The organism is Stutzerimonas kunmingensis, assembly GCF_014764705.1.
GTDB lineage: Bacteria > Pseudomonadota > Gammaproteobacteria > Pseudomonadales > Pseudomonadaceae > Stutzerimonas.
In genome coordinates this window covers 66,454-83,864 of the sequence record NZ_JACXXG010000001.1, presented here as the reverse complement: position 1 = coordinate 83,864, position 17,411 = coordinate 66,454, and the positions used below count along the sequence as shown (strand labels likewise).

The following is a 17,411-nucleotide window of genomic DNA, read 5'->3' as shown; positions in this document are numbered from 1 at the left end:
CAGGCACCTGCCAGTTAGGACCGCGCACGCCCGTAGCGGTCCTCGAAGCGAACGATGTCATCCTCACCCAGATACGCGCCGGACTGCACCTCGATAAGCTCCAGCGGCACCTTGCCTGGATTCGACAACGAGTGCTTGATACCCAGTGGGATATAGGTCGACTGATTCTCCGAAAGAATCATTTCCTTGTCGCCACATACGACCTTGGCAGTTCCGGATACGACGATCCAGTGCTCGGCGCGGTGATAATGCAACTGTAATGACAGGCACTCACCGGGCAGCACGGTGATGCGCTTGACCTGATAGCGCTCACCCTTGTCGACCGTGTCGTAATGGCCCCACGGACGGCTTACCAGTGGATGGCCGGCGAACTCCTCGCGCCCCTCAGCCTGGAGCTTCTGAACCACCTGCTTGACCTGCTGACAGTTGTCGCGATGCGCCACCAGCACGGCATCCTTGGTTTCGACGACTATCAGATCCTCGACACCCACGGCTGCAACCAGCCGGTGATGCGACTGCAGCAACGAATTGCGCGTGTCGAACGTCAACACATCGCCCAGCAAGCCATTGCCATCGGCGTTGCGCCCGCTGACATCCCAGATTGCCGCCCAGCTGCCCAGATCGTTCCAGCCGGCGTCCAGCGGTACCACTACACCAGCATCGGTATGCTCCATCACCGCATAATCCACCGACTCGTCATCACAGCGCGCGAACTGCTCGGCGGGGATATGCAGGAAATGACTGTCTTCCTCGGAGGCCGCCAGCGCATCACGGCAGGCAGTCACAATGTCAGGGCGAAAGCGCTCCAGTTCCGCCAGAAAGCGCGAAGCACGAAACATGAACATGCCGCTGTTCCAAAGGTAGTTGCCCGCGGTCAGATATTCCTGCGCCAGCTCGGCAGATGGCTTTTCCTTGAAACTGGAAATGGCAAAACCACCGACCCCCAGCGTGTCACCGCACTGGATATAGCCGAATCCGGTTTCCGCCTGAGTCGGCCTGATGCCGAAAGTCACCAGACGCCCATCGCGGGCCTGGGTCTCCGCAATCCGCACGGCTTCACGGAAAGTGTCCTCATCACGGATGTAATGGTCAGCCGCCAGCACCAGCAGCACCGGATCATCCCCGTCGCGGCACGCATCGAGCGCCGCCAGCGCGATGGCCGGGGCCGTATTGCGCGCCACGGGTTCGAGGACAATGCGCCGGCTAGCGCGCTTGGCCAAACGCAACTGTTCAGCCACGACAAAACGGAGTTCTTCATTGCTCACCACCAGTGGCAATGCGTATTCCAATCCGTCCAGCCTGGCTAACGTACGCTGGAACATAGTCCCTTTCGCCTGGCTGTCAAGCTCCAGAAACTGCTTGGGAAAACGCTGGCGCGACAATGGCCAAAGGCGTGAGCCGCTGCCGCCAGCGAGGATGACGGGCGTGAACATAAAAACTCCCTGAAGCCATCAATGGCAAAGCCAAGCATTATCGAATCGCTCCCGCGATGATGCAACGCTGCCTGCTTGCTTTTGTGGGAACGGGCTATGTCCTTCAAGGGCGCGATCCGATGCGGACTTTGTTCGCAGGAGTGGACCGCTCTGGTGTGCAAGGCAGATCCAATATCCGTAAGCAAGTCCCGGCCACGAACGGAACCGCGACATTGAACGGGCATTTGTTCGCGGCCACGGCCCGCTCCGACGGGGCGCGCGGCCTGCCTGCTCTTTGTAGGAACGGGCCATGCCCGTGACGGCCATTAGAGTTCGCGGGCTATTCTTCAGCCAACAAGGTAGAGAGCTCACCTCCTCGCACCCCTTCTACACGCTCTGTAAACTAGTTTTCCGCGTTCAAGAGCCGGGAGAGAAAATCATGCAACGCACGTTAATTACAGGCGCCAACGGTTTCGTTGGGCGACAGCTCTGCAGAACGCTCCAACACTCCGGGCAGCATGTCATTGCCGTTTCGTCGAAGACGGACCAGCCCGCCCCCTTTGCCAACGAAACGGTCAGCTGCGACATTCGCGAAGCCGAGCACGTTGCCCAGGTCATCCGTGACACCTCCCCGACCCGAATCGTGCACCTCGCAGCAATCACCTATATTCCAAAAAGTTTCGAGGCGCCACAACTCACATGGCAGACCAACGTGATGGGAAGCATCAACGTGCTAGAAGCCATGCGCAAATTCGCTCCAGAGTGCTTCATTCTATTTGTCAGTTCGGCAGACGTTTACGGCGCGGCCTTCAAGCAGAACATCCCGCTTGACGAGAACGTCCCCTGCCTGCCGCAGAACCCGTATGCCGCAAGCAAGCTCGCCGCCGAAACGGCCTTCAATGAATATTTCCGCCGCGGAACCCGTGGAGTGGTGGCGCGACCGTTCAATCATATCGGCGCACATCAGTCGCCTGAGTTCGTGACAGCCTCGTTCGCTCGCCAGATCGCCCTGATCGAAGCGGGCAAGCAGGAGCCGGTGTTGAAAGTAGGCAACCTGCAAGCCAGCCGTGATTTTCTTGACGTGAGCGATGTCTGCCGGGCATACGAACTGCTGCTGACATTTGCCGATAGCGCCAGCGAGCATCAACGCTGCTTCAATATTTCTTCAGGCCAAACCCACAAGATCGCCCAAGTGCTGGAGATTATGCTTCAAATGAGCAGCGCCAGAATCAGGCTCGAACAGGACCCGGCGCGGATGCGCGCTTCGGACATCCCATACGCAGCGGGGGATAGCCAACGCCTGCGCCAGGCTCTGGGTTGGAAACCCACTAAAGGGCTAACTGAAACCCTGAAGGAACTGCTCGACTACTGGCGAGCCGAGACAGCCGCTGCCCAATGATTCCTGCTCACGCAAGCCCATTCGCTATCCACCTCGACAGACAGTATTCAGCCTTAAAACGGCGACATTTCAAACGCACCAATGCCCGACCATCAGGACGGCCCCGTTCGCGGCCAAGAGCTGCTCCTACGGACGTTGCATCCTGCAGGCGCAGGTCATCCCACGGATATCGCATGTAGGCATGCCTGCGATTCAGGCTTATGCAGACAGAACACCTGCCGCCCAACCTTCGCAGGCCTCGCTATACGACACGGCCCCAAATAAGGTCACTAATGAAGCTCCTGATCAACACCGAATCGCTGCTGCCCCCCCTCACGGGTATTGGCACCTATACAAAAAACCTTCTGGAGCAGCTCGTCGAGACCCAGGCGCTTGAAAGTATCGAGTGCTTTTCCGGACACCACTTCGCCTCGGCCACACAAACGCTGCAGGAGTGCCATGCCCACACGAGATCGGATAGCGCGCAATCACACCCTCCGCAAAGCCGCCTGCTTCGCCTGCTACGTAATTCGGGACTGGCCTATCGAGCGCGCGAAGCGCTACGAAACAATCTGCTACGACTACAGTCAGCCCGACTACGAGACTTCACTTATCACGAACCGAGCTTCATTCTGCGGGCCCATAAAGGGCCATGTGTCGCCACCATTCACGACTTGTCCTTTATCCACTATCCTCAGTTTCACCCGGCCAAACGCGTCGAATGGCTAAGCCGAGAATTGCCGAAAACGCTGGCGCGGGCGGATGCGCTGATTACCGACTCCGAATACATCCGCAAGGAACTGATCAACTTATATGGTGTGGATGAGCAGCGCGTACACACTATTCATCTGGGAGCCGCGCCCTGTTACGCCCCATCGGATGCGCAGCAGACATGGGAAGCACTGAGCGGTCTCAAACTACACCACGGGCAGTACCTCCTGTTCGTTGGTACGCTGGAGCCTCGCAAAGGTCTCGATACACTCCTTGACGCCTGGAGCAGCCTGCCGTCGGCGCTTACCGAAGCTTTCCCTCTGGTACTTGCCGGGGCTCCCGGATGGGGCAACGCCGATATATTGGCACGTATCGCCCACTTGCAGCAGACACGCGGCCTGCGCCACCTGAACTTCGTGCCGGCCAATATCCTTCCGGCCCTATATGCCGGCGCGCAGGCGTTCGTCTACCCATCACATTACGAAGGCTTTGGCCTACCCGTGCTGGAAGCCATGAGCAGCGGTGTACCGGTGATCTGCACCCAGAACACCTCCATGAACGAAATAACCGGCGACAGCGCCTTGCTTGTCGAGCGCGGATCCGTGGAGCAACTCGCTACGCACCTGCAATGGCTGCTGGAACACAACGACGCCCGCGATGCACTTGCTGCGGCGGGACTTGAGCGGGCGCGGTCCTTTTCCTGGGCGCGCTGCACCGAGCAGACCTTGCGTGTTTACCGTCATATCAGCGCCTGAGGGGGAAAGCGTCAGGTGTTCCGCACCGGTGCGGACCAGGGCCAGATCCTGATGCCATCGAAATGGCCATGGGCAGCGGCGTCAACATCAAGGACAACGATATCTTCGGAACGCAAGCCAGTGGGTCAACGCCGGAAGCTTGCTGATCGTTACCGTCTAAAAATGAAAGCAATGCCCTTGGCAACATTGGCGAAGGCCAAGACTAGTTCAGCAGCGGTCAAGTCCTTGGCAGCACTGAGTATCAGGCCCCAACCTTCACGGTTCCGCATTCGGCCAAGGCACTGAACTTCACCGCTTGCTGAACTGCGACGCCCTCTTTATCGACGCCTACTTATTGCCCGACAAACCGGAGGCTTGCCGGGTTGGCGCAATCTCGCACAGTCACATGGGGACCGGGGCCGATTCATGAGTGCCGAGCAGGCGAAGCCCCAACACCAAGTTGGCCAAGCGACGAATCAAACCCTAGCATAGGCGGGGCGCCACCCGGCGTTCGCTCCGGCCAGCCTGAGCGCCTGTCACTCGCACCAATGGAGAGTTCCAGATGTCTTCTCACTTACCTGTCTCGAGACAGCACCACGGCAACCGATACTGGCAGCGGTACTCGTCCTACGCGTTTGCCGCAACAGATGCGCTGGCCCTTCTGGCGCTGGCAGAACTCCCCAAAGCGGCCATGGCGCTACCGATCACCTTCATCGCGCAGCATGACCGCTTCGTTCCGGCAGCCCTGATGGGCCTGCAGACGGGTCAGAATCTGCTGGTATCGCCCACCGGGCAATGGTTGGGGCGCTATGTCCCGGCCGCCTATCGCAGCTACCCCTTCCAGCTGCTAAAGGCAGAAGATGACCAACTGGTCATGTGCGTGGATGAGAGTAGCGGTCTGATCAGCGATGACGCCGTCGGAGAGCGTTTTTTCGACGATGAAGGTCAACCCAGCGAGGCGATCAGCGAAGTCCTGTCCTTTCTCCAACAAACCCATGTGAGCAAGCAGGCCGCCGAAACACCAACTGCGGCGCTGCAGAAATTCGACCTGATCCGCCCGTGGCCCCTAACCATCCAAAGCGAGTCGGGCGAGCAACGCGTGGAAGGGCTTTTTCAGGTCGACGAAGGCGCCTTGAATGCCCTGCCGGCGGAAGCCCTTGCCGAATTGCGGAACGCCGGCGCGCTGGTTGTTGCCTACTGCCAGCTGCTGTCCATGCAGCACCTTGGCGAACTCGCCAACCTGGTAACGGCTCGTAGTACTGCAGCGCCTACCGCTCCGGATAATGGCGCCAACTTCGGAAGCCAGAGCGAAACCTTCAGCTTTGGCAATCTGAGCTGAATCGCGCCACACGGCACCTCTGAAGGTTCGCACCTGATACTGCCACGCGGAGCGACACAGGCACTTTGTCGACGCGCCCCGTACAAGTAAGGCCATAAGCAGCCTGGCAGCTAATCAGGTCGACGAGCCTTCTGCCGACCTCGACAGTAAAAAGCTAGGCCGACGCCTTGATGCGCTCGGTTATCCAGCCGATCTGCAGTCAAAGCGTTGGCCATTCAGGCATCTCGGAGCACGCGCGCCACCGCATACGCAGCGATACAAGGCAGCATCAACAAGGCTGACCAAGGTGGATCGTCGCTATTGGGATCGCTGGCCGTGCCTGCCGCATGGGAACAGCGGCCGATGAAGCGGCCGGGAGGACTGCGCTCGGACGGCAAAGCGAGCGTCGTTTGCTGTTGTTCTACTTCGGATCAGAAAGGCGCCAGACGTGCTTTCGTCATGGTTTCGTGGAGATCTGTCACCTTCTAGCCAAAGGGCTGAAGTGGCCACTGGGTGAGTTTCCCTCAGCAACACCGTTGTCGTAGACGAACGCTCCGGCACCTGCAGTGCCGACCAAGCCGGCAGATGTGCCCTACAGCCTCGAACTGCGCAGCCGCTAGCGTGCCGTAGAGTTCTACGATCCGTCAGCTACAACGATGCGAACCTCCTCGGTATCAATCCAATAACTCAGCCCTCAAGAGTATCGTTGAGGTCGCCGAGGTGAACCGAATGATATCTGTCCAATCCAATTCAGCCGCCTGCTCGAGGGAATGCAAGCGCACTCTGTCATCATGAGGATTTGATGAGCTCCCCGTTGCCAGCCCCTGCCACCGGAAGCGCAGCCCTTAGCGCACTCACATAGGCATTCCTCGCTGTCTGCAGCGCAGCCACATGCGCCTGCAAACGGGCAAGCTCCTGATCCACGAACTGAATGCTCTGCAGTTGCGCCCGGGCTTCGTCCGACAGGCTGTCGAGATCATAGTCAATATTGTCGATCTTGATGATGGGCATGGATCCGTCCTGTTCCGATGGCTTTTCAGAGAAATTTTCACGGTGCCCGCGCACAAGATGCCGGTTCACCTGTGTTACGTCCTGGATAACGTGAGCCACCCGCCCGGGCTCATGATGCCAGCGCTTGGCGCGCTGTTGGCGGCAGTGCTGCAGTGCGAGCTTGCGCCCGTGGTCGGAGCTGCGAGGCAGGGTATGCCCGGCGCCTTGCAAGGCAACGCAAACGCGCTCGAACAACGCCGCCGGCATCGGCGCATCGCGCAACACCTCTTCGCTGGGCGCGAAGGCCTTCGCACGCGTCATCGCAAGCATGTACTGGGTAGCCTCATGCAGCTGGATGCGCCCGGTCCTGCTGACGAGGATCAGCGGACAATGGGGTGCCAGCACGGGCAGCACGTGGTTGGGGTAGACGGTATCGCCCCAATAGCGACGGGCAATCTCGCCGAAGTGCCGGAAGTCCCGAATGGGGATGAACTGCGCCTGGTCAAAGGGCAGGATTTCCACCTTGGGCTTGCTGGTCGTTACCGTGTCGTTGGCCACATCGACGTACAGCGTGCCCAGCTGAAATGCATTCTGGAAATACTGGCCACGCAGGTCGCCCCAGACCTGCCGGAGGGCACCGCCCGCACGCAGGAACGCTCGTAAAGCCCGCAAGCCAATGGCCGCATTCGCCGGCAGGCTGGTTTCATCCACCGTGCGCAGCCGTTTCTGCACGGCTTCGGCGATTTCCAGGCACTGCCCCAGCGGATAGGGCTTGCCCAACTTCACCGGCTGCATGCGCTCAAGCTCAGGGTCCAGTTGCAAGCGAATGGCCAGCAAGCAGGCTTCCAGCTCGGCAAGGACGGGCAGCAAGTACCGCTCCGTCAGCAGCGCCTGGGCGGCAGGCTGACAAATACGGGGTTCATTAGGTAGCAGCGGCGCGGACCAAATGCCGGCGTGGAGCCCGGCACCAAGCTCGCCAACCGCGCCTGGAGCGATGGGGCTGCTCATGCGATAGGTAAAAGACTTGTGATTTTATGAAGGCACTTTAGCCGAATGCGCTGTGCAAAAAAACGTTCCGCAAGCGAAGTGCCAGGGGGGCCCACGCAGTGGGCGAGTTGTTCGATGACGACTTCATCGCGGAGGATCTTTTTGCCCATCGTGTCGACTTGCGACAGCAACTGCGCGGCCAAGGCGCGCAGCTGTTCAGGTGTCAACTCGTTGAGATTGGGTACGGAAGTCATGCCGCTGAGTGTCGCAAAGCAGGCAATACAGGCTGTGTGAAAACCTAACAGGCTGAGTGCAAGCTGAAGACAATGCCTCCATCCGTCGATGGGGGCATTGTCGTTTATGGATACATCCAGGCCGAAGGTCGTCTGCAAAGCAGCTTGTTTCCAGCCACGTTGGAGGAGCCGGTACCGGAGGATCATGTCGTGCGGGTGATGGAGGCCTATGTCACTCGCCTGGATCTGCTGGCCCTGGGTTTCAGCAAGGCCTAGCCAATCAAGACCGGACGCCCAGGCTATGATCCGGCGGACCTGCTCAAGCTCTATCTACGGTTACTTCCAGCGCATTCGTTCTTCCCGCCAGCTGGAAGCCGAGTGCCAACGCAATATCGAGGTGATGTGGCTGCTGGCCTTGGGGAATGTAAAGCGCTGTCGAGACACGAAACCCTCCAGAAAGTGGCTTGAAATGGTGTCCACCAAAACTAGGTGGACACCATGCCGTAGTCTGGAAAGGGCAAGAAGATGGGTTCGGCGGACGGTTACCGATGTTCACGCGATTAATGCCACACCGTAGCAGCGGTCGCTGAAGGAGCTGCCTGAGCTTCTTCCAGCCAGAGGGGCCAGGCACTCGTCGGCCACTCGCCTTTTTGATACTGCCCATGCACGACGCTGAGCCACTGGCGCAGGAGCAGCGGCGCCAGGGTCAACTGCGCCAGCACCTCGCCAGCCTCGTCCTTGAACACCAGCGTCACCGCCGATGGCGAAACGGTCAGGTCCACGCTTTGGACCAGTGCTTGCGGCACGTTAGCGCTCGGCTGCACGGGCGCTTGCGGCATCAGCGCGGCAGCGGCCGCTTGCTGCTCGAACGTTCGCTGGATGCTTGCCGAGCGGGCATCGGATGCGGGGCGCTCGAGGGTCTGGCACAGGTGCGCCACCAAGCGGTTCATCAGCCGCTGGGTAAGCCACAGCACCTTCGCTTCGCCGCCAGCAAGCTCGCCGGTCATGCGCAGCCGATCCTCGTGCTCGACGTACTCGGTAGTGATGCGTTGTAGCGCGGTACTCATATAAGCGGTGCCCGGAACAAAATGCCCGTCCTCTCGTATTGTCAGCGTGGAATCCGCAGCCAGGCCGACATAGGCGCGGCGTGGACGCCAGGGGCATGAAGGATACCAAGAAGACCGAGGCGGTTGGATTGGTCTCCTGGCGGCCCGCACCTAGCCTGCCCGTCTCACCCCTTCCCCACCGAACACCTGTCGCGCCGCCTGCATGCCGCGCAGGTACTTCGTCTGACGCCGGTCGCACAGCGCAACCAGCTGGGCAGGCACTCCGACTGCGCTGCCGAAGGCCTTCAGGAAGCGGCTGGAATAGGCCATGAACGCTTCGGCGTTCAGGCCCAGCCGCACCAGGATCTGCGGCTGGCGTCCGTCGATGCGACCCTTCTTTGTCGGATGCTGAGCCCGGCCAGTGCATTCGACCAGCTCAACATAATCCGCGAAGTCGAATGGGATCGCCCACGGCGCCCGGCTGGTCGCATCGAAAGGCATCAGCGCTGTCGCCGGTTCGGCCTCTGCTGGCGATGAGCCCGGCGCAGGCGCGGATTTGGCGTCCGCCAGGCGTTCCCGGATCGAGGTGTAGTCGGAATCTTCCGGCGTCTCGGCGATGCCGGCGTGGATCGGGTTGAGGTCCACATAGGCCATCGCAGCCAGCAACAGATCATGCAGGCGAGCACTCGATATGGGCGGCCAGGTGGTAGTGATTGCTCATCACCGCGTAGGCCACGATGTCGATGGCGAACACCTGCGCCAACCCCTTCATACGTTCGGCTATCCAGCCGCGGCGATGATCGTAGTTCTGGCCGGTCAGGCGGTCTTCGCCACAAAGAAAGGCACGCCGCACGCAGCGGCAAACGCAGTGATACCAGGCGGCGTCATCAAGGCTGACGGGTGGAGCGAGGCTATGTCATGACGGCGATCCTTGCCGTGCCCGATCGGTGCGGGCGGTCAATCAAGCGTGACGCGGAAGGCTAGTTCAGCAAGAACAAAGTGGGTGTCCTTTTGTTGTTGGTGTCCTTCTGTTTGTTGGGCAAGGAAAGCTCTATCCGCTTTTCCTGCGCCCTCCTACGCCAGCCAGATGCCGTTGTCGATCACGGTACCGACCAACGCCACGTTCTCTGCGCTTTCTGAAAAGCCGACCAGCACCCCGGCGCGGTCATTAGCGCCCGAGCCCAGCTGTGACTGCCAGAACGCCACCCCTTCGGCATCGCCTGCGCGGCCAAGCACGTTCTGGTACAGCAGCCCCACCAACTGCTCGTCGTTGCTGGAGGCGCCGTAGCGGCTGGCGAACTCCGCCGAGGCGAGGAAATGCTCAGCCACGCCGTGCAGGCTCTCGCCGGCATCCATGACCGAAATCCAAAACGACAGACCTTCGGCGTCTGGCGCGCGGGCAAAGGCGGCCTGATAGAGGCGATAAGCCTGCCCCGCCACGCCCTCGATATCCAGCGCAAGGGTGCCATCGGTAAACGCCAGCCGCTCGACATTGAAGACCTGCATATCTTCATAGCGCCCGCCCGGGCGCGCCAGATAGGAATACTGATCATCGTATCTCAACAGGTGCGGCGTTTCGGCAGAGGCAAAATCCAGCGTGAGGATATCCAGGCCATCGCCGCCATCGACCTGAAAAGCGAAGCCCGAGACACTGATCAGGTCATTGCCGCCACGCGCGACGATGAGGTCGTTGCCCCCGGCGCCGACGATGACGTCGTGGGCAGCGGTGCCGGTCAGCACGTCGTCACGGGCCCAGCCGACCTGGGTCAACCGATTCTGTGCCGCATCCCAGGACCAGTTGCTGACCTGCTGCCCCTTCTGCTCAGGACGGCCATACAGCACCTGGATCGCGGCGATATCCAGCTCGCCGAGTACGCCAGGTCCGCTCGCGCCACCGTTCACGTAACTCAAGGCCGTATAGCGGGAATGGTCCAGATCCCGATGCAGGATGGGCTCACCATCATGGGGGTGCTTGAGACCGAGGGCGTGACCAAGCTCGTGCAAAATCACCGGAAGGTTCATTCCGCCGCCATCGAGACACACCCGGCCGGCGCCCGGCACTTCAACCCTGGCTAGGCGCGCATTTCCCGCCTCGACAAACCAGCCGGCCCAAGGGTAACCCGCCTGGCCAATCACCCAGGACGGGCTCAGGTCGTAGCCTGCCACCTCGATATCACCGAGGCCGGGCGCGGCTTCGAGAAAGGTAACGCCACTCACCGCGCCCCAGGCCTCGATACCCTGCCGGAAGATCGCCTGCTGACCGGAATCGAGCGGCCGGAAATTGCTCGCATTGTCCGGCGGATCATCGAAGGCCGTGCCCGCGAATGAATAAGTGAGGAAAACCGGTGCTCCACGAGGCGCTTCGCCTTGACCGGCATTCCATGCAGTACCGCTGAGCAGGGCGGTGTAATCGCGAACAACCATCATCAACTCCGTTTTAGTGGGATGAGGACCCCAGCTCGGTTAGCGCCGTTCGGCCATCGCACCCTACAGCCTTGGCCACCAGATCGGCGATCTGCATGCGGTGCGACGTGGCTGCGCGTCCGTATGCTGTTCTTTTTCCGTCTCGCCGGAATTGCGAAACGGTAGCTTCTGCTGAACCAACACACCCTTCTATTACCTGAATGCCTCACAGCAGAAATCGGTCATGGTACTCGGCAGTATCGATGAACGCTCCTATGACGGCGATTTCAGACATGCCAGCATCGAGGCGGTCGACCCAGTAATCGAAGCCTTGCTGCTCAGGGCTGCGGCCGAGCAGGCCGATATAGTCGAGCGTGACGGTGACGTCGCGGTCGCTCAGCGCGGCATATTCGGTGGACTCGGTGAAGGCGAGCAGCAGGTCGCCGGTGCTTAGGCCGGCGGCGCGCTGCGCCTCCCAGTAGGCGGTGCCCGTCGCCTCCGGCGCACGGCCGAGCACGGCCTGATAGAGCTGCGCCACCAGGGCTGTATCGTCGAGGCCGCCAAAGCGGCCGGCGAACTCGGCGCTGCCGGCGAACTCAGCGGCGATGTCGTGCAGGCTCTGGCCGGCTAGGCGCGCCGCTATCCAGTTATTCATGCCAGCTTCGTCAGGCAGGCGGCCGAAGGCGCCCAGATAAAGCCGTGCCAGCGGCGCGACGCCAGCCTGGAACTCGACACTGTCGAGGAAGCTCACGGCAACCTCGGAGCGCGTCATCAGGCCGGCGTCGATCTGCTGCATCCAGTAAGTCAGGCCGTCGGCCTCAGCCTCGCGGAACAGGAAATCACGGTAGAGCTGCAGTACCAAGAATTCGGTGCGCTGAAAGACATCATTGTCCTTGGTGCCAACCGTCAGACCATAAGCGGCCTCAAGCGCATCCGGGAACTGATCGCTGTCGGCATCGCCGCCGGCGGTAGCACGGTAGCCCGGCGCGCCGGGATCGGTGATCACCCCGTCGGCCACCCCGTCGTCATCGAAGGCGCCTCCATCGACAAGGGTGAAGTCGAGTCGGGTCTTGCCGCCCTCAGAAACGACCTTGCCGCCATAGGTGCTGCTGGCCAGATTGACCCAAGTGCCGGCGGCATCCTGCTTCCAGTAGCCGTTGATCAAGACAGCATCATCGACATAGAGGCTGAAGTCCTTGGCCGCGCCGGCGCTGACGACGTCGGCCGTGAAGCTGATCTGGCCGAGCGGCATGTCGACGTCGGCTGGCTTGTTGGCCGGCGCATCGAGCTGCGCGACCGCCTTCAGGACCGTCGTGTTCGCTTGCGCCGTGTCGGTCTTGCCGGCGACCGAATCGGCGACCAGCGTCACATAGACGGGTTTCGCATCGCCCGGGGCGCTCTGCGCAGTAGCGGTCTTCAGGAAGGCCGCCGACGTGACGTTGGCCTGCTGGCTGTCGGCCTTGCCGTCGCCGTTGCCGTCGCCCGCCACCGCCGTGGCGCCGGTGGCGGGCGGCAGGCTCGGCACCGCCTGCTCGGTGCTGGCGGGAATGTTGTCGCCGTCGTCCGGTATAGTGGGGGCTGGATCGCTGGGCGGGGCGATGACCGTGATCGCGGCCGTATCGCTTGCTGCCGACAGAGGGCCGCTGCCGCCGGTGGCGCCGCCGACCGTTAGGTAGACGCCGGCGCTGCCGCCCGACTGGTCCCAGGCGTGGAAGGTGAGATTGGCGCTGCCGCTCCAGCCAGCATTCGGCACGAAGCGGATGCTGTCCGTGCTGGCGAGCAGGAGCGTCTTGCCGCTGTTGCCGCCGGAAAAATCGAAGGCCGTCCAGGCGCCGGCATCCACCTTGTACTGCCAGGTGCCATGGGTATTGTCCACGGCGTTGACGGCAATGGCTTCCAGCGCTGTGCCGTCGACATCGCTGATCGAACCATCGACCACGAGCGCGGCGACGGTCTGGCCGGGGTTGCTCGCATCGGCCACGTCCTGGGCAATGGCGGTGAAGGCGGGCGAGGCGGCGGCATTGAGCACTGGGGCGTTGTTGATGACGCTGAGCACTAGATCGTTGCCGGTGCCGCCAATGTAACTAACCTGAAATATCTTGTCGCCCTGGCTGAAGGTGCCGCCCTCGGTGATGCTGCTGCCGCCGACCTTGATGGTGCCGATGATGGCATCCGTGCTGTCGTTGTCGATCAGTGTAAAGCTGTTGCCGACGCTGGGGGTGAAGCTGCCGAGATCGAGGCTGAGATTGGAGCCGCTGACATCGACCGTACCATTGACCACCAGTTGGTCATAACCGCTGCCGGCGGTGGTGCCATGCAGGTCGACAGCCAGGATGGCGCCCCCTTGCGCGTTGGCCAGCCCGCCGAGCGTCAGGGCGCCGGCGCCGGCGTTGCCAGCGGCAAGCGTGCTATTTTGCTCCAGGATCACGGCACCGCCCAAGGTGCCGGTACCGGTGAGCGCGGCACCGCTATTGATCCAGGCGCCGCCAGCGAGGCTGCCAGTGACGGCGAGGGTACCGGAGGCAACATCGGTGGTGCCACTGTAGGTATTGACGGCAGACAGCGTCAGCGTGCCGGCGCCGCTCTTGCTCAGGCCGTTGGCACCGGAAATGACGCCGGACAGCGTGACGGCCTGGGCATGGCTGACGGTCGCCGCGCCGGAGAGAGCGACGGTGTTGTCGATAGTGGTGGCGCCGGTGAGGTCCAGCGTCGTACCTTCCGCCAGCACCACCTGGCCGGCGCCGAGGTTGGCGTCGGTGGCAATACGCAGCGTGCCGGCGTTGACGGTGGTGGTGCCCGAGTAGGTGCTGCTGCCCGAGAGCACCAGCGAACCGCTGCCGACCTTGGTCAGGTTATGGTCGCCGGAAATCACCCCGTTCAGCGTCAGCAAATCGCCAGCGTTGAAGGCGCCAATGTTGGTGTCCGCTGCCAGGCTGATGTTGCCGTTGACGGTGGCCGATCCCTCATTGACCTTGAGCGCGCCATAAATGGCATTGATCCCGACGCCGCCCAGGGTCAATGCATCGGCGATGGTCACGCCGTTGCCGAGCCGCAGCGTCGTGCCGTTCGCCAACGTAGTCCCGCCCGCTGCCGTGCCCAGCGCGTTGCTGGTGCTGGCGATGATCACGCCGCTGTCGAGGTTGATCGCGCCGGCGAAACTGCTGTTGTCGCCGGCAAGCGTAAGGGCACCGCCACCCGCCTTGGTCAGCGCGCCCGTGCCGGAGATCCTTCCGGACAAGGTGACGGAATCGCTGTCGGAAATGGTCGCATCGGCATTGACTGCGATGTCGTTTTTGATCGCCCCGGCGTCGGTGATGGCGAGCGTGCCGCCGTTCAGCGTCACCGACCCGTAACCGAGGCTTTCGATCGACGCTGCGGCGTTGAGCGTGCCGTTGTTGATCGCCACGCCGCCACCAAAGCTATCGCTGTTGGCGGATAGGGTCATGCTGCCGCCGCCGGCCTTGGTCAGCAGCCCATCGCCGGAAACCTGATTGGAGAGGGTCAGATGTCCGCTGCCGGTCTGGTTAAAGGTGGCGCCGCCGGTCTCGATTGCAAAAGTATTGTTGACGGTCAGTATGTTGCCGGCGGTGGCGAAGGTGACGCCGCCGCTCAAGGTCACGCCGTCGGTGCCGAGATTGGTGGCGGCGCTGATCTGCAGCCTGCCATCCGTGGCCGTGATCGTGTTGAGGCCGGTGTCGGCGGTATTGTTGGTGCCGCCCAGAGTCAGCGTGCCCGCCCCGGTCTTGGTCAGCGCCGATTCGTTCTCGCCATCATCGGTCAGGCTGGCCGAAAGGGTGAGGTTGTTGCTCGACGCATTGTCGATGGTCAGCCCGCCGGTCAAAATCAGGCTGTTGCCGCTGATCGTGAAGCTGGTGCCGTTGGCGAGCTGGAACGTGGTGTTCGCCGCCACTATGGCCGTGGAATCGAGCGAGATGTTCCCGCCGTTCAGCCCAGCTGCGAAACCGATGGTCTTGCCGCCGGCCACGGCCAGAGCCAACGCCTCGCGTAAGGACAGCCCACCGCCGTCGGCCAGCTCCGCCGCGTAGCCGCGGTTGTTGAAAGCGTCGGCAGCGTCCTCTGACGTGTCGTTGGCCGTCGTCACCACCAGCGTATCGGATGCCGTCACCGTCACCGCCTGATCGAAGATACCGCCGGCGCCGTCGTCGGCACGAACCGTCACGGTGTAGGTGCCGGCGGTGAGTGTGCTGGGTTTGACGGTGCGCAGCGATGCGCTGGCGGTGGCGCCCGCCGTGCTGGATGAGCCGCCAGTGCCGAGGTCGAACACCGCGCCATTGGTGTTGGTGACCGACCCCAGCGTGTTGTGCGAAACCGACTGGATGGAGTAGGTCCAGGTGGTGTTATCGAGGTCGGTCGCCGCCAGCGTCGCCACGGTACTGTTGGCGCTGTCGTAGGTGCTGACGCTGCCGGTGGTGGGAGAGATGGCGGTCGGCGCGTCGTTCACGCCGGTGATATTCACTATCGCCTGATTAGTGCCGCTGGAGTTGGTCGTGCCGTCGTTGAAGACCCAGTCGAGGGTGACGCTGGCCGGTGGTGCGTCGGACCCGTTGCTGTAGGTGATGGCCTGCAGCACGGAATCGACGATCGCCGAGGTGGCGCTACTGTTGAAGGTAAGTACCAGCGTGCCGCCGGAACTGGTGGTCACCGTGCCGACGCCGCTGCCGTTGTAGGTGAAGCTCTGGCCTTCGGTCAGCGTACCCAGCAGGCCGCTGTTAGCGAACAGGTCCTAGCTGTTGGCGCCGCCGCTGCGGGCGATGGTCAGGGAGGCGCCGTTGTAATTGCCTGCACCCGAAGCAAGCGCGTCCAGTTCGGTATCGGCGACCGTGACGTCGCTGTCGACGACAACGGCGCTGCTGCCTTCGATGAAGGAGGCGCCGCCATTGAGCGCACTGAAGGCAGGTGCTGCGTTGGTCGAAACCAGCACCCCCGCGGTGGCGCCGACCGAGTTCAGCGTAAGGGTGGCGTCATTGCCGGCGGCATCCCTGAGGGTGCCGTCATTGGCGTTGATGGCGACGCCGACGGCAATGCCGTTGCTGTCGAGGTTGCCGCCGACGACGGTGTAGCGGAAAACGAGGGCGCTGGCGCCGCTGCCGGAAAGATAGGCCGCCTGGACGATGCCGCCAGTGTCCAGCGTGACGGGGATGTAGGGCGTGCCGCCACCGGTGTTGACGGTGACAGCCCCGTCGAAATTGACGGTGAAGTCGAGATTCTGGCCGATGTCGTAGGTGGCGTTGGCCGGGACGCCTACCGATGTGACCCGGGGCGCGGTGTTATCGATGGTGTAGGTCTGGCCCAACGTGAAGCCGGTGGTGATTGCGTTGCCGGGCGTATCGGCAATGCCGGTGCCGGCGTTCTTCAAATCAAGCCTGAGCATGCCATCGCCGCTGACGCTGTTGACCGTCACGGTGTAGCTGCTGCCGCTGCCGCTGACCGAGGCGATGGAGCCAGACGCTGTGTCCGTGGTGGTCAGCTGAAAGTCACTGCTATCGACCCCGCTGACGTTTTCGGAAAAGGTGACCGTGAAACTGACGCTGCTGGCGTTGGTGAGCGAACTGCCGCTCCGGTTGATCGACGAGACGCTGGGCGGCGTGGTGTCGCCGCCACAGTTATTGTTGGTAGAGGTTGGCAGACCCACTGACGTACAACCCAAACATTGATCAATCCCCTGCATCCCCTGCACCGTAAACGGCAGCACGGTCTCGATTTCCCCCGCCGCGTATTCCAGGTCCCAGTCGCCGCCCAGCGCCAGCGGCCCGGTGCGGTCGGTCGAGGCGGCGATGTCGGCGCCGCCGAGCGCGGCAGCGAGGTCGGCGACGAAAGCTGCCCCCGCCTCGCCCGCCGCCACCGAGCAACCGTAAACCAGCAGGTCGGCACCCGGCGCGAGGTGGGCGCCGATGGCCGCGAGTTCGTCGCCATGCGTGGCGAGCGCGGCCGCGTCGAAACGGGTGTCGCCCAGCTGCAGATAGCCGCTGCCGCCGTGACTCACCAGGTGCAGGGCGGACAGTTCCCCATAGCCCGCGAGCCCTGCCGCGAGCGCTGCGACGCCGTCGCTGCCCGCCGGCAGCAGGATCACCGGAATGTCGGGAGAGAGGCCGGCGACCAGGGTTTTCCAGTCGCTGACGCCGGCGTCGATGACGATGACCTCGGTGGGGGTGATCGGGGTCTGGCTCATGTTCGGGCT

The 17,411-nt window shown here is 62.3% G+C and carries 12 protein-coding genes and 1 pseudogene; 4 read left to right on the top strand and 9 right to left on the bottom strand.

The window, feature by feature from the left end; all coding sequences use genetic code 11:
- Window positions 1–14: 14 nt before the first annotated feature.
- Window positions 15–1,433: a mannose-1-phosphate guanylyltransferase/mannose-6-phosphate isomerase gene (locus IEG05_RS00425; protein ID WP_191121440.1), complete on the bottom strand. Its 1,419-nt coding sequence runs from the start codon at window positions 1,431–1,433 to the stop codon at window positions 15–17.
- 418 nt (window positions 1,434–1,851) lie between these two features.
- Here IEG05_RS00425 and IEG05_RS00420 point away from each other — a divergent pair, with 418 nt between their 5' ends.
- The 3 genes from IEG05_RS00420 (at window position 1,852) to IEG05_RS00410 (ending at window position 5,574) form a co-directional block, all read left to right on the top strand.
- On the top strand, window positions 1,852–2,811 hold the full coding sequence (locus tag IEG05_RS00420) for a GDP-mannose 4,6-dehydratase (RefSeq protein WP_042921074.1): 960 nt from the start codon (window positions 1,852–1,854) through the stop codon (window positions 2,809–2,811).
- A gap of 272 nt (window positions 2,812–3,083) precedes the next feature.
- Entirely contained in the window at window positions 3,084–4,256 is a 1,173-nt protein-coding gene (locus IEG05_RS00415) for a glycosyltransferase family 4 protein (RefSeq protein WP_042921072.1), read from the top strand.
- Between the two features lie 541 nt (window positions 4,257–4,797).
- Window positions 4,798–5,574 (top strand): SapC family protein, encoded by a 777-nt coding sequence (locus IEG05_RS00410; RefSeq protein WP_191121439.1) that lies wholly within the window; start codon window positions 4,798–4,800, stop codon window positions 5,572–5,574.
- Window positions 5,575–6,342: 768 nt separating this feature from the next.
- Here the strand turns inward: IEG05_RS00410 and IEG05_RS23165 are convergent.
- Complete coding sequence (locus IEG05_RS23165; RefSeq protein WP_224742618.1) at window positions 6,343–7,551, bottom strand: DUF6447 family protein; 1,209 nt, start codon at window positions 7,549–7,551, stop codon at window positions 6,343–6,345.
- Window positions 7,548–7,784: a hypothetical protein gene (locus IEG05_RS00400; protein WP_191121562.1), complete on the bottom strand. Its 237-nt coding sequence runs from the start codon at window positions 7,782–7,784 to the stop codon at window positions 7,548–7,550. The genes IEG05_RS23165 and IEG05_RS00400 overlap by 4 nt, the downstream gene beginning before the upstream one ends.
- A gap of 72 nt (window positions 7,785–7,856) precedes the next feature.
- Between IEG05_RS00400 and IEG05_RS00395 the strand changes: the two are divergent.
- Window positions 7,857–8,175, top strand: a pseudogene (locus IEG05_RS00395) (transposase); the annotation flags it as partial.
- 148 nt (window positions 8,176–8,323) lie between these two features.
- Here IEG05_RS00395 and IEG05_RS00390 read toward each other — a convergent pair.
- The 6 genes from IEG05_RS00390 to IEG05_RS00370 all read right to left on the bottom strand — a co-directional run bounded on the left by IEG05_RS00390 (window position 8,324) and on the right by IEG05_RS00370 (window position 17,402).
- Complete coding sequence (locus IEG05_RS00390) at window positions 8,324–8,830, bottom strand: hypothetical protein (RefSeq protein ID WP_042919447.1); 507 nt, start codon at window positions 8,828–8,830, stop codon at window positions 8,324–8,326.
- Between the two features lie 150 nt (window positions 8,831–8,980).
- Window positions 8,981–9,475: a hypothetical protein gene (locus IEG05_RS00385; protein WP_224742617.1), complete on the bottom strand. Its 495-nt coding sequence runs from the start codon at window positions 9,473–9,475 to the stop codon at window positions 8,981–8,983.
- 4 nt (window positions 9,476–9,479) lie between these two features.
- Window positions 9,480–9,662, bottom strand: a complete 183-nt coding sequence (locus IEG05_RS23160) for a hypothetical protein (protein WP_224742616.1) — start codon at window positions 9,660–9,662, stop codon at window positions 9,480–9,482.
- Window positions 9,663–9,883: 221 nt separating this feature from the next.
- On the bottom strand, window positions 9,884–11,233 hold the full coding sequence (locus IEG05_RS00380) for a DUF4214 domain-containing protein (protein ID WP_191121438.1): 1,350 nt from the start codon (window positions 11,231–11,233) through the stop codon (window positions 9,884–9,886).
- Between the two features lie 205 nt (window positions 11,234–11,438).
- Window positions 11,439–15,875 carry a DUF4214 domain-containing protein gene (locus IEG05_RS00375; RefSeq protein ID WP_191121437.1) on the bottom strand — a complete coding sequence of 1,479 codons (4,437 nt, stop codon included), beginning with the start codon at window positions 15,873–15,875 and terminating at the stop codon, window positions 11,439–11,441.
- Window positions 15,876–15,956: 81 nt separating this feature from the next.
- Window positions 15,957–17,402 (bottom strand): DUF4347 domain-containing protein, encoded by a 1,446-nt coding sequence (locus tag IEG05_RS00370; RefSeq protein ID WP_191121436.1) that lies wholly within the window; start codon window positions 17,400–17,402, stop codon window positions 15,957–15,959.
- Between the last annotated feature and the right edge of the window lie 9 nt (window positions 17,403–17,411).